This window comes from Listeria sp. LM90SB2 (assembly GCF_028867355.1).
In the GTDB taxonomy this organism is placed as follows: domain Bacteria; phylum Bacillota; class Bacilli; order Lactobacillales; family Listeriaceae; genus Listeria; species Listeria monocytogenes_B.
Window position 1 is genome coordinate 806788 of record NZ_CP046449.1, and the last position, 13041, is coordinate 819828.

15 protein-coding genes are annotated in these 13041 nt (G+C 38.5%); 13 read left to right on the forward strand and 2 right to left on the reverse strand.

The features are described from left to right. Positions 1-44 precede the first annotated feature (44 nt). The 9 genes from GL301_RS03945 to GL301_RS03985 all read left to right on the forward strand — a co-directional run bounded on the left by GL301_RS03945 (position 45) and on the right by GL301_RS03985 (position 8220). The gene (locus GL301_RS03945; protein WP_003727177.1) at positions 45-935 is read left to right on the forward strand and encodes a VOC family protein; all 891 of its coding nucleotides are present in this window, start codon (positions 45-47) and stop codon (positions 933-935) included. After that, positions 932-1891, forward strand: coding sequence for a ring-cleaving dioxygenase (locus tag GL301_RS03950; protein ID WP_009918155.1), 960 nt, complete (start codon positions 932-934; stop codon positions 1889-1891). Before GL301_RS03945 ends, GL301_RS03950 begins: the two co-directional genes overlap by 4 nt. A 6-nt stretch (positions 1892-1897) precedes the next feature. Continuing rightward, positions 1898-2506, forward strand: coding sequence for an alpha/beta hydrolase (locus GL301_RS03955; protein ID WP_010958802.1), 609 nt, complete (start codon positions 1898-1900; stop codon positions 2504-2506). 9 nt (positions 2507-2515) lie between these two features. After that, the gene (locus GL301_RS03960) at positions 2516-3136 is read left to right on the forward strand and encodes a flavin reductase family protein (RefSeq protein ID WP_003727174.1); all 621 of its coding nucleotides are present in this window, start codon (positions 2516-2518) and stop codon (positions 3134-3136) included. Positions 3137-3463: 327 nt separating this feature from the next. Next, positions 3464-4720, forward strand: coding sequence for a GTPase HflX (gene hflX, locus GL301_RS03965; protein ID WP_003724481.1), 1257 nt, complete (start codon positions 3464-3466; stop codon positions 4718-4720). Positions 4721-4785: 65 nt separating this feature from the next. Then, complete coding sequence (locus GL301_RS03970; RefSeq protein ID WP_003724482.1) at positions 4786-5658, forward strand: metallophosphoesterase; 873 nt, start codon at positions 4786-4788, stop codon at positions 5656-5658. A 5-nt stretch (positions 5659-5663) separates the two neighbouring features. Then, entirely contained in the window at positions 5664-6653 is a 990-nt protein-coding gene (gene lplA2, locus GL301_RS03975; protein ID WP_003734259.1) for a lipoate protein ligase LplA2, read from the forward strand. A 132-nt stretch (positions 6654-6785) separates the two neighbouring features. Then, the gene (locus GL301_RS03980) at positions 6786-7538 is read left to right on the forward strand and encodes a hypothetical protein (RefSeq protein ID WP_003734260.1); all 753 of its coding nucleotides are present in this window, start codon (positions 6786-6788) and stop codon (positions 7536-7538) included. Positions 7539-7572: 34 nt separating this feature from the next. After that, positions 7573-8220, forward strand: coding sequence for a GntR family transcriptional regulator (locus tag GL301_RS03985; protein ID WP_003724490.1), 648 nt, complete (start codon positions 7573-7575; stop codon positions 8218-8220). Positions 8221-8260: 40 nt separating this feature from the next. Here the strand turns inward: GL301_RS03985 and GL301_RS03990 are convergent, their stop codons facing one another. After that, on the reverse strand, positions 8261-9250 hold the full coding sequence (locus GL301_RS03990; protein WP_003727168.1) for an NADPH:quinone oxidoreductase family protein: 990 nt from the start codon (positions 9248-9250) through the stop codon (positions 8261-8263). Positions 9251-9428: 178 nt separating this feature from the next. Here GL301_RS03990 and GL301_RS03995 point away from each other — a divergent pair, with 178 nt between their 5' ends. Both GL301_RS03995 and GL301_RS04000 read left to right on the forward strand, forming a co-directional pair. Beyond that, positions 9429-10358, forward strand: coding sequence for a diacylglycerol/lipid kinase family protein (locus GL301_RS03995; RefSeq protein WP_003724492.1), 930 nt, complete (start codon positions 9429-9431; stop codon positions 10356-10358). A 39-nt stretch (positions 10359-10397) separates the two neighbouring features. Then, positions 10398-10730 (forward strand): hypothetical protein, encoded by a 333-nt coding sequence (locus tag GL301_RS04000; protein ID WP_003724493.1) that lies wholly within the window; start codon positions 10398-10400, stop codon positions 10728-10730. Positions 10731-10767: 37 nt separating this feature from the next. Here the strand turns inward: GL301_RS04000 and GL301_RS04005 are convergent, their stop codons facing one another. Beyond that, positions 10768-11634, reverse strand: a complete 867-nt coding sequence (locus tag GL301_RS04005) for an ROK family protein (RefSeq protein ID WP_003724494.1) — start codon at positions 11632-11634, stop codon at positions 10768-10770. 157 nt (positions 11635-11791) lie between these two features. Here GL301_RS04005 and GL301_RS04010 point away from each other — a divergent pair, with 157 nt between their 5' ends. Together GL301_RS04010 and GL301_RS04015 are read left to right on the forward strand one after the other, a co-directional pair. Continuing rightward, positions 11792-12175: a hypothetical protein gene (locus GL301_RS04010; RefSeq protein ID WP_003721894.1), complete on the forward strand. Its 384-nt coding sequence runs from the start codon at positions 11792-11794 to the stop codon at positions 12173-12175. 455 nt (positions 12176-12630) lie between these two features. Further along, positions 12631-12981 carry a hypothetical protein gene (locus GL301_RS04015; RefSeq protein ID WP_003721895.1) on the forward strand — a complete coding sequence of 117 codons (351 nt, stop codon included), beginning with the start codon at positions 12631-12633 and terminating at the stop codon, positions 12979-12981. The last annotated feature ends 60 nt before the right edge of the window (positions 12982-13041 follow it).

A 13041-nucleotide genomic window follows, 5' to 3' on the forward strand; every position in this document is an offset into this window, starting at 1 on the left:
TAGTTATAAACTATAGTTAGTAATCAAGAAGGAGGTACAAACAAATGATTAAAGGCATTCATCACGTATCTGCGCTAACGAAATCATTTAGCGAGAACCATCATTTTTATTCAGACATATTAGGGCTACGGCTCGTAAAAAATACAGTAAATCAAGACAATATTCACATGCGCCACCTATTTTACGGAGACTATACAGGAAGCCCGGGTACCTTGTTAACATTTTTCGAAGTACCTCGTATCGGCTCAAGCTACAACGAACGCGCCTTTTTCGGAAACATCACCCTTGGAATACCAAAAGGCACAAGCTCTTACTGGAAAAAAAGGCTAAACGATTTTGCGATATCTTTCCAAAAAGAAGGCCAGACTTTAACCTTACAAGATCCCGATACAATGGGTATCATCCTAACGGAAATACCAGAAACCATTTCTAACCCAACCATCCACACTGATATCCCGGCTGAAAAGCAAATTGTTCGGATTATCGGCGCAGACTATCACGTGCCAAATCCGGCCGCGACCAGCCAGTTTTTCACGGATTTATTTGGCTTAGAAAGTCAGAATGGGGTATTAGTAGATAAAGACAAGACGAGTTTTGCGAAACTTCATGCCACAAGTTCAGACAAAAAATCGCGAACAGGACGCGGGACAATCGATCACATTGCTTATACCGTTGAAACCAAAGAAGCCGTTGATGAACTTCACGATATAGCTGTTCGAAACGATTTGAAAATAGAAGAATTTGTTGACCGCGAGTATTTTAAAAGTCTATATATTCGCGAACCAGGTGGCTTAAGAATTGAATTTGCAAGTGCTGGCCCCGGTTTTACAATTGACGAACCGCTTGAAACAATGGGCGACAACTTAGCCTTACCAAGCTTTTTAGAAGAAAAAAGAACAGAAATTGAAACTTATTTTGGAGGAGATTTATCATGATTAAAGATTTAAAAGGAATTCACCACGTAACAGCAATGACAAGTAGTGCGGAGAAAAATTATGCGTTTTTTACAGAAGTTTTAGGAATGCGTTTAGTGAAAAAAACCGTCAACCAAGACGATATTCATACGTATCATTTGTTTTTCGCCGATGACAAAGGTTCAGCGGGAACGGATATGACATTTTTTGACTTTCCAAATTTACCAAAAGGACGTCACGGCACAGACAGTATTTCTCGCGTAGCTTTCCGAGTACCTAGTGATGCGGCGCTTGAATACTGGCTTAATCGTTTTGAACAATTAGAAGTTCCTCATAGTGATATCAAAACTCTATTTGGCAAAAAATATCTGACATTCCAAGATTTTGACGACCAACAATTACAACTGATTTCAGATGAAAATAACGAAGGGGTAGCAGCTGGAACTCCATGGAAAAACGGACCAGTCCCAGAAAAATATGCAATTTATGGCTTAGGACCAGTCTTTTTAAAGGTTGTTTCGCTCAAAAATATGGATGCGATTTTGCAAACGATTTTTGGCTTTAGAAAAGTGACAGAAGAAGACGGACTTCATTTATACGAGGTTGGCGAAGGTGGTAATGGGGCGCAAGTGATTGTCGAAGAACGTACCGATATTCCAGCTGCAATGCAAGGCTACGGTGGCGTTCACCATGTGGCTTTTCGAGTAGAAGACCACGAAGAATTGCAAAAATGGATTGATCGCATGAATACAATCGAAGCACCCAACTCTGGCTATGTAAACCGCTTCTACTTTGAATCATTGTATGTACCCGTTTCAGAACGAATTTTGTTTGAATTCGCGACAGATGGTCCGGGCTTTGCAAGTGATGAACCATACGAAACACTCGGTGAAAAATTAGCCTTGCCTCCATTTTTAGAACCAAAACGCGCAGAAATTGAAAAAATGGTACGTCCGATTAATACGAAACGGAGCTGATAAATGATGGAACACATTTATATTCCAGGGAAAAATAAGGATTTAGCCCCACTATTACTACTTCACGGGACAGGCGGCGATGAAAAGTCGCTTGTCGAAGTGGCGGAATTTATCGCAGGTGACGCGGCTGTTTTATCGTTGCGCGGTGATATTAAAGAAGGCGGAGCAAATCGGTTTTTCAAAAGATTTCACGATGGCAGCTTAGATTTAGAAGATTTGGAAAGTAAAACCGCAGAATTAATCACTACAACACGCGAACTGGCTGAAAAATATCAATTGGATTTTGAACGAATCATTGCAGTAGGGTATTCAAATGGCGCAAACATCGCAGCCAACGCGCTACTACAAGCAGAAGATAGTTTCCATAAAGCGATTTTGTTTCATGCGATGCCAGCTGGAAATAAACAACCCGAATTTTCGATTAGCCACCGCAACGTATTTCTGTCCGCTGGCTTAAATGATCCACTTATTACCGCAAAAGCCTCCGAAGAATTGGTTGAAATCCTCGAAAAACGGGGCGCGAAAGTCGAAACAGTTTGGACAGCGGCTGGGCATTCTCTTACTATGGAAGAGCTTGAAGAAGCGAAAAAATGGTATCAAAACAACCAGAAATGAGGGAAGTAGATGACTATTTTTAAAAGTGCTGATTTATCTCAAAAAGAAAACTACAAATTTTTAACAGGAAGTATTATTCCACGACCAATTGCTTTTGTAACGACGCTTGCTGAAGACGGGGAGACGGTTAACGCCGCCCCGTTCAGTTTTTTTAATGTTGTTTCAAGCGATCCAGCGATAGTTTCGATAGCTGTTCAACGCGCGAATGGCGAGCAAAAAGATACAGCGAGGAATGCGGCTTTTACGAAAGAATTAAATATTCATATTGTTAGTGAGTCTTTTGTGGAAGAAATGAATAAAACCGCTGCTCGACTGGCACCAGATGTGAGCGAAATCGATAAAACAAGCTTGCATTTAGAGAAAGTTCCTGGAATGAAAACCCCAAAGATTTCCGAGGCCAATATCGTGCTTACAGCTAAACTAGAACAAATTATTCCGATTAAAAATGATGCGGGTGAGGTTGTTTCCGATTTAATTCTGGCACGTATTTTGACATATGATTTCGCAGATGAAGTGTTTGATTCTGAGCATCACTATATTTTGCCAGAAAAGCTTGAACCAGTTGCCAGACTCGCTGGAAATGACTATACAAAACTTGGCGATATTTTCCGGATTGAAAGGCCAAATTAACGAGAAATAGTTGCGAAACAAAAGCGACCATGTTAAACTAGGGGCAACTTAAATGAACGGAGGGTTGCCCATCATGCGTTATATTAGACTACGTTTCCCAAAAAATCTATGCAACTAATTTAATAGTGCGGGAATATCCATGCTTATTTAGTATGGGTAACGGGATTGGTCTTGCGTGCATGTATGGCACCCAAAATAAATATGGGTAGAATGAAGGTGGAATGCGCTTCATTTGAAAGCAAGCTAGTATCTTTGGATGCTATTTTTGTGTTTTCTTCTACTCAAAAACCCTGACCGCGCTGAATCTATTTCAGGAGGTCCTTTTTTATGGAGAAAAAAGTATTAATCGTTGGTATAAGTCAGAAACAAAAAGATTTTGATTATTCAATGGAAGAATTAGCCAATTTAGCGGCTGCAAATAATATGGAAGTAGTGGGCGAAATACGGCAAAATATCGACCGTGAAAATCGCGCTACTTATGTTGGAAAAGGAAAAGTGGATGAAATCAAAGGGCTGGCAGAAATGCAAGATGCTCGCTTGATTATTTTTAACGATGAACTTTCACCGTCGCAAATTAGAAACCTAGAAGAAGCGTTGGAACTGGATGTAATGGACAGAACAGGCTTGATTTTAGCTATTTTCGCGAACCGAGCAAAAACAAAAGAAGCTCAACTCCAAGTCCAAATCGCCAAATTACAATATGAACTTCCGCGAATTTTTGGACAAGGCGAAGACATGGACCAACAAAGCGGAAAAGGCGGACTTAGCAACCGTGGTTCGGGCGAAAAGAAAATTGAAACCGATCGCCGTACCATCAAATACCAAATCCGCCATTTACAAAAAGAGTTAGACATGCTCGTGGATGACCGTGAAGTACGCCGTCGCAAACGAAAGAAAAATGAAATTCCTGTGGTGTCACTTGTTGGTTATACCAATGCTGGAAAATCCACAACGATGAATGGGCTAGTACGTGCTTATAGTGAAACTGCTGAAAAACAAGTTTTTGAGAAAGACATGCTCTTTGCTACGCTTGAAACAAGTGTACGCGAAATTGTTTTGCCAGATAACAAGCAATTTTTACTCACAGATACAGTTGGTTTTGTTAGCAAACTTCCCCATCAATTAGTGAAAGCATTCCGCTCCACACTAGAAGAAGCACGCGATGCAGATTTACTCATTCATGTGGTAGATTATTCGGATCCGCATTATAAAACAATGATGAAGACGACGGAAGAAACGTTGAAAGCTGTTGGTGTGGAGGATGTTCCAGTTATTTATGCATACAACAAAGCGGATTTAATAGAAGGAGAAATTTATCCTAAGCAAACGGAAAATACAATTGTCTTTTCCGCGCGTGAAAAAGAAAGTTTGGAATTTCTAACCGAAGTAATTCGTAAAGAACTTTTTGCTAGCTACGAGAAAGCGACTTTTTTAATTCCGTTTGAGGCGGGGAATGTTGTCGCTTATTTAAATGATCATGCAGATGTTTTAGCTACTGAATACTTGGAGAATGGCACGCAGATTGTGGCTGAAGTTAGTCCGGCCGATTTACAGAAGCTAGCAGAATACCAAGTAGCTGAGTAAAGCGAGTTCCAGCTGAATTTGCTATAATGAAACATACAGCAAATTTAGTGAGGAGATTTCTAACTATGAAAAAAACTGGATGGGGTATACTTGGGGCAGTTGCTGCTTTCACAGGATATGCATACTGGTCAACCAAACATTTAACTGTAACAGATTATGAAATAGTATCAGATAAAATTCCAGCAGAATGGGACGGCGCAACTTTTGTTCAGTTGTCTGATCTGCATAGTGCAAGTTTTGGTTTATATAATAATCCTTTGCTTAGTATCGTGAATGAACTAGCGCCGGATGCTGTTTTTCTAACAGGAGATATGATTGATGGAGATGAGTCGCCATATGTAGCGATGGCAGTTGTGCGCAAATTGGCTAAAGAATTCCCGGTTTTTTATGTGAGTGGAAATCATGAGGGTCGAAGCGCATTTTATGAAGATTTTAAAGCAGACATGGAGAAACATCACGTTACTGTCCTTGAAAATGAACGCTATTTTCTAAAAAAAGATGGCGCCGCAATCATGGTAGCAGGCGTCCGGGATCCTCGTTTTGTAAGAGATGACTGGGCAGAAAAAGAACTACCAAAAGAAGTATGGGAAGAAGCGGCATTAAAAGAAGCTTTAGACGATGCGACAGCTAATTTATCACCGGATTACTTTACGATATTACTGGCGCATCGTCCGGAGTTTTGGCCACTATACCAAGCCTATCCAATTGATTTAGTATTATCTGGACATGCGCACGGCGGTCAATTTAGACTACCTTTAACAGAAGGCCTTTTCGCACCGGGACAAGGTCTCATGCCGAAATGGACAGCAGGGATTCACCGGGCTGGCGGTAAAGCGCTTATTGTGAGCCGCGGCTTAGGAAATGTCACGAAACTACCGCGCTTATTTAATGACCCAGAAATCATTCGAATGACACTTAGAGCAAAAGGGGATGCTTAGGAAAAGTGATTTATTTAGATAATGAAGATGTACTCGATCAAGCGTACAACTTTGCGATGGAAGAATATGCGCTTCGTTCTTTAGATGAAAATGAAACGTATTTTATGTTTTACCGGATGAAGCCGACGATTATTGTTGGTAAAAATCAAAACACGCTGGAAGAAATCAACCATGCTTTTGTCAAAGAACATCATATCGACGTTCTCCGCCGTTTATCTGGTGGGGGAGCTGTCTATAACGACGAAGGCAATATTAGCTTTAGCATGATCACAAAAGATGATGGGAATAGTTTTCAAAATTTCGCGAAGTTCACAGAACCAGTTATTCGAGCGCTCCGCAAGCTTGGTGTAAATGCTGAACTGAGTGGTCGAAATGATATTGAAGTGAATGGCAAAAAGATAAGTGGCAATGCGCAATTTGCAACAAAAGGTCGACTATATAGCCATGGGACTTTACTTTTCGATGTCGATTTATCCATGCTCGAAAAAGCATTACAAGTGGATCCAGAGAAATACTTATCCAAGGGTGTTAAATCTGTGCGCAGTCGTGTAACAACAATTCGCGAACATTTAGCGGAAGATATCGATATTCTAACCTTTAAACAAATTCTACTGGAATCTATTTTTGAAACGAAAGATATCCCACGTTATACTTTTACGGAAGCTGACAAGCAAGGAATCGAAAAATTACGCACAGAACGTTACCGGAATTGGGACTGGACGTATGGTAAATCACCAAAAGCCACTATTAAACGCAAAAAAAGATTTCCAGCTGGAACCATTGAATTCCAAGTTTCACTAGAAAAAGGTCAAGTAAAAGAAGCGACCATTTATGGGGACTTTTTTGGTACAGAGGATGTGGCTGAATTAGCTGGGAAAATAATCGGCTGCCGTTTTGAACGAGAAGAAGTTGAAAAAGCTTGGAGTGCAATTGATACAAAAGCCTATTTTGGCGGAATTGAAAAAGAAGCAATTTTAGCGATGCTATTTGAATAAAAGACGTCTAAAAAACTCTAAGAAGAAATTTCTTAGAGTTTTGTTGTTACTACAGCAAAAAGAGGTTACAAACTTTAATAAATCTAGAACTCGTGTTAAACTTAGATTTAGAAAAAAGGAAAAGGTGTAGAAATGGCTATAAAAAAATTAAACGATTTTTATTTTAAAAAACTTGGCAGTTGGAATTTAGTACATAGCTTTATAAAGGGTTTTTGGAGAGCGTTTTTTTTAGTAGTGCTACTTTTAATTATTGCTAACATTATAGTCGTTTATTTGTTGGATAATGTGTTTTTGATTCCAGTGATTTTAATTAGTTTACTTTGTATACCTCTCTTTTATTACGTATTGATTTATAGTCGTGCGAAAAAGTTCATTCGTACCAGATATCAACTACGAAATTTTAAAGAGTTGACTGTAATGCGGCGTTATTTATTATTTGCCTATTTAGAAAAAAGTGGTTTTAGCTCAAGAGATGATTTAGATAAATTACTTCGATTTATTCATTCAGAAATGGCAGAAGAACAAAAGAACCATAAACCACTTAGTACGATAATTGGCGTTTTTATAGCAGCATTTTTAGCAATTTTAGGTGGTACATTTCTATTCTTGATGGATGATGTAGTAGAGCGGCTTATTGCAGCCGTGATTATCATTGTGATGGCTGTTGTTTTCTATTTTATCGGTCTTACGTTGATGTCGATTATTCGCTCGAAATCTGAAAAAAACACAAGAAAAGAGCATGAGCTAACAAAAGAAATTATAGCGATTCAAACGGCAATGCTTGTTAGTGAAAATACAAGTTACCATCCATTTTTAGCAATGGAGAAAAAAGTGAATGAAAACGATTTTTTGAAAGAGATTATTACATCACGGTCCTTTTTATAACATAATTTTTTAGGCACACTTAGGAGGCAAAGTCATGACAACCAAACGCAAAGAGACTAGAGAAAGTGTTTGTTATCGGGAAATCAAAAAGAAGATTAGAAACGGGGAACTAAAGCCAGGCGATCGTTTAATTGAAAATACATTATCACAACAATTAGAAATTAGTCGTACGCCGATTCGAAAAGCAATCGGGATGCTTGCTGCAGATGGATATGTGGAATACAACGATTTTCGAGGTGCTTTTGTTCGGGACAGCATTATTAATAAAGAACGTTACTTTGAAATGACAGAAATTATTGGTTTGTTTCTAAAACAAGCTATCCAAAAAATCCGTACAAAAAAAATAGCCTTCAATAAAATGCGAGTTGTTGCAAAATTAGTCGAAATTGAACGCGAACAACCAACCGACCCAGCAACTTATTTCGAATATGAAAAATGGTTTGTGAGTGATTTACTAACCTATATGAAAAATAATTACTATTTGAAAATTAGCGATGATTTTTTTAATAATATTCAAGAATTTGGTGATGAAGAAGTCATTAAGATTGCACAAAACGCTTGTGTTAAAACAATCGCTAACATCCAACGTTTTATTGATGCGTTGGATGTACAAGATTATGACAAGTGCATAGCGATTATTGATCAAGTCATTGATGCCCATGTTTTAGTCGCTTATCGTTAAAAAAGCATTGTCCTTACTACTTAAGGACAATGCTTTTTATTTATTTTATTTTCACTAAATATCTACCAGTCACGCCACCGTTCATTACTTGGTGAAGAGCTTCAGGTAACTCAGAAAAGCCCACTTCTGTTACTAAGCTTTCTAAATTAGTTAATTTGAAATCTGTCGCAAGTCTATTCCAAATTCGTTCTCGTTTTGGCATCGGACATAAAACTGAATCAATACCGAATAATTGAATACCACGCAAAATAAATGGAAAGACAGTTGTATCTAATTTTCCACCAGCAGACATACCGCATGTAGTAACTGCCCCGCCATATTGAACAGCTGTTAGGAGGTATGAAAGAGGTTTTCCACCAACACAGTCAATGGCCCCGGCGTATAGTTGTTTGTCTAATGCGCGCACTTTTTCAGGTTGAAAAGCTTCTCTTGAAACTATTTCAGATACACCGAATTTTTCTAGGAATTCCTTTGCATCGCTTTTTCCAGAAGAAGCTACAACAGAGAAGCCTCGTTTGGAAAGTATGGCTGAGCTTAAACTACCTACACCGCCTGTTGCACCACTTACAGCGATTTTTCCAGCATCGGGTGTTACGCCACTAAATTCAAGCGCATCGACCGAGAGTGCTGCTGTAAAGCCCGCTGTGCCAAGTATCATCGCTTCTTTTAATGATAGACCATCTGGCAAAGGAACAACCCAAGCAGCTGGAACGCGAATAAACTCACTATATCCACCAAAATAGCTCACTCCAAAATCATAACTAGTGACAATAACCTCATCGCCTACTTGAAATTGGTCAGATTTAGAATGGACGACCACACCACTTGCATCAATACCAGGAATAAAAGGATACTCGCTCACAATTTTCCCGTCTGGAAGTACAGCCAGTCCATCTTTGTAGTTAATACCAGAATAATGTACCTCAATCGTTACTTCATTTTCTGGCAAGTTATCTATAGTAGTTTCTCTAAAATGAAGGGAAGTATTATCTGCTTCTTTTTCAATGAAAAGTGCTTGAAATGATTTCATTTTTTAAATTCCTCCACAACTCAATTTTGTGTTCCCCTTCACTTTACGACTTTTTTCGCCATTTTACAAGGCTGTGACTGGTACAAATCCCCATTTCAAGGTAAACTAGAATAGAGAAGATGCCGATATTTTGTGTAAATTTATAAATAGAATTTTTTGGCAAGAAAGGGTGAGTGCGATGGGGAAGGCACTATTGATTGTGAATCCATCATCAGGTAAAGAAAAAGGAAAAACTTATCAAGGAAAGACAGAAGAAGTACTAAAAAAACGTTATGATGAGGTGGAAGTTCGCCTGACTGAAAAAGCAGGGGATGCAACAGAATTTGCTTCCTGGGCTGCTGAACAAGGCTTTGAAGCAGTAATTGCGATGGGCGGAGACGGGACTTTAAATGAAACCATAAACGGACTTGCAATCCATGAAAAACGACCTGACTTTGGCTTCATTCCACTTGGAACAGTCAATGATTTGGCTCGTTCGGTAGGTATACCATTAAAACCCGAAAAAGCGATTCAAGCATTAGAAAAAGCTATTGCAGTGCCGATGGATATTGGCCGGATTGGCGACCAATACTTTATGAACGTCCTAGCTATCGGTATGATTGCGCAAGCTGTCGACCAAGTTAGCGTCGAACAAAAAACCAAATTTGGCTCCGTAGCATACTTTTTAGAGGGCCTGAAAGCATTTAACCGCAATGAATTACTTCATTTTAAAATCGAATATGACGAGGAAGTTTGGGAAGGGGAAGCTGCGCTAGTTGTGGCTGGCTTAACTAATTCAGTTGGTGGGATGGAATCATGGGCGCCAGATGCAAAAATTGACGATGGCTACCTGCATATTATTATTCTAACGAAACTTGGCTTGCTTGATGCAGCCAATATGATCCCGCAATTAATTCGCGGTAATTTAAAAAACAGTGACGGTGTAGTCTATATTAAAACCAAGAAACTTACCATTGATGCAAGTGGAGACGATTTAAGCATCAACGTCGATGGCGACCCAGGTCCAGGTGTACCAGCAGAAATCGAAGTGCTTGGCAGTCACTTGAATATTCTTGCACCCAAAAAAAGCAGCAAGAAGCGCTTCGGCCCATTCATACTTAAAAAGTAACCTACAATAATTGTAGAAGAATAAGGAGATGAAAGCTTTATGGAAGAAGAATTAGAAGTCATTCATAAAGGTCTTGCCAATGCGAAAAATGGTTTTAAAGCAGTCCCCGGAAAACTTTATTTAACAGCAACGTATATTGTCCACAAACCAAATGATTACTTTGACGAAGAAATCAATATTCCGCTGAATCGAGTAGCAAAAATTCGGGGTGTCCGCACCAAAATCCTTGGAAAAGAATTACTCTCCAACATTTTAGAAATAGACATGATATCCGGAGTAAAGTACCAATTCGTTGTAAACAAACAGAAAAAGTGGCTGGAAGCAGTTTCTGAAGTATTAGAAAGCCGCGGTGAATCAGAAAAATTAGGATAGAAAGAAGCTGGCACGAAAAAAGTGACCAGCTTCTTTTTTATGCTAAATGAAATGCAGTTGCACCAATGAGATTGGCATCATTTCCAAAGTGACAGCCAACAACAGTAGGGCTAATAGTCGCAATTGGTACAGACGCTTTTACTTTCGCCACATATTCGGTCAACTCTTGAATAAAATCAGCCCGCTCACTTACACCACCACCAATGACGACTAGTTCAGGATCAAGTGCGTACTGCAAATTAAATATACTTCTCGCAAGATAATAAAACATCGTATCTAGCTCTTCTTTTGCGATTTTATTTCCTTCCGCACGTAATTCAAATGCCCGAAGACCATCTATACTAGCTTTCGGAACTTCTAAACGCTCGGCTATTCTCGTCGCAGCATTTACGACTGTACCAAGCTCGCTAAGTGTGCGTCCGTCGCGGTCCATCAACATATAACCAAATTCACCACCATGCAAATTGGCCCCGTGATGTACCTTGCCACCGCGAATAACTGCGCCACCAACTCCACTTCCAAGAATCATAAAAATAATATCTTGCTTGTCTTTCGCAGCGCCAATCCAAACCTCTGCTAAAGCTGCACAGTTGGCGTCATTTTCCATCGTAACAGGAAGTCCCAGTTTTTCTTCAAGTAATTGTTTAAAAGGGAAATTATGTATGTAGGGGATAGCACTCGCGCCGCCAATGATACCGGTTTCATTATTAACCGCACCTGGACAACTAAACGCAGCTCCTTGGAATGTATAATCGTAATTTGCTTTTACATCCATAAGCGATTGCAGCATTTCATCCAAATTATCCGGGGTTTTGAATTTACCTTTTTCTAGAATTTCTCCAGCTGTTGTTAACACGCCAAACTTCACTGCTGTTCCACCTAAATCAAATGCAAGTATCGTCATTACTCAATCTCCTTTTTATAGAAAAGTATATACTTATCATACTTTTAAACAATACAAATGACAAATAAAAAGTGAAAATACTTTGCTAAAAATTAACGTCCTTTTCTATTTTGTGCTATAATAAAGCAAGAATTTGAAGCGCAGGAGGAAATGGTTAGTGGAGATAAAGGTTCAAAAGAAATTGACTGACGGCAGAATCGCTTTTAGTAGTGAATATGGTGAATGCGTTGGTATATGGGCCGATGAAGACCCAGAACCAAGTAGGGTTTACACAGTAGAAATTACAATACCGGACATGATTAGCGCAGAACTGCTACACGAGAGTGAAGAGAAACATTGTGCATTAGAAATAGACGAAGAAGGCTTAGTTCACGTAATTGGGAAGTTAGAGGATTACGAGGAAGATGGCTTTGCAGTGCTCCGCTTAGAAGAAAGTATTATTTGTTTTGACACGAAATTCAGCGAAGAAATCGAAATGCTCCATGGAAGATTTGTTGAATTTGTTATTCCGGAAATAAAATTAAGTAATGTTGGTATATAGATTGAAATGAAAGAGGCAGGAAACAGATAGTGAGAGTTTCCTGTCTTTTTTTTGTTATTTTTGGAAGGAGTGCTTGAATAATTATTCATTCGTGAATTATAATTAATGTGAAATAATAAAACAAATAGGTAGTAATTAGCGGTTAAATAGTTATTTTATAGTAGTAAATACGAATTTTTTGTGACGAAGAAAAATTGATTGCATAAAAAGTGAATAGTGCTTCATATTGTGTAAGATTTTATTATTGAAATGGAGATATTACCCATACTGTGTAAGAATAAATCTAAATAAAGCCAGTTTTAAGGTATTCATGACAAGAATCAGACATTTCATTACATTTTTGGTTATACATTGGCTTTTTATGATACACTCATCTTGCAACAAAATATACCAACATTGTGACGGAATGGTTTATTAAAAGCGGTAATAAATAAAATGAAAAGTGAGATAATAGAATGAAGAAGAAAAAATGGTTGCAATTAATAATGGCAGTAATAGTTCTTTGTGCAATAATATTCGGGATAAAATGGTTGTTATATAGAGACAATCTTGTAGAAATGATGCAAGTTGACGACACTTTATATATAGTGTCGTATGAACCAGCAAAGCAAGAAGATGCTTTAGAGAAAATTGGTGAGATAGAGCATAGAATTCGCCATTACCGGATACCGAATAAAAATTTCACATCTAATTATTTAAGCGAAGGGACAGAACTTTATAAAGCGAAAAATGGAGATGAGTTTCCAAGGACTATTTTGTTTAAAGAAGACGGCGAATATTTTATTGCATCAGAGGCTATGAAGTAGCCTAATAAAAAGCGTTAGTTTATTTTTTCTCTTAATAGAGAAAGTTTATCGTCTACAACT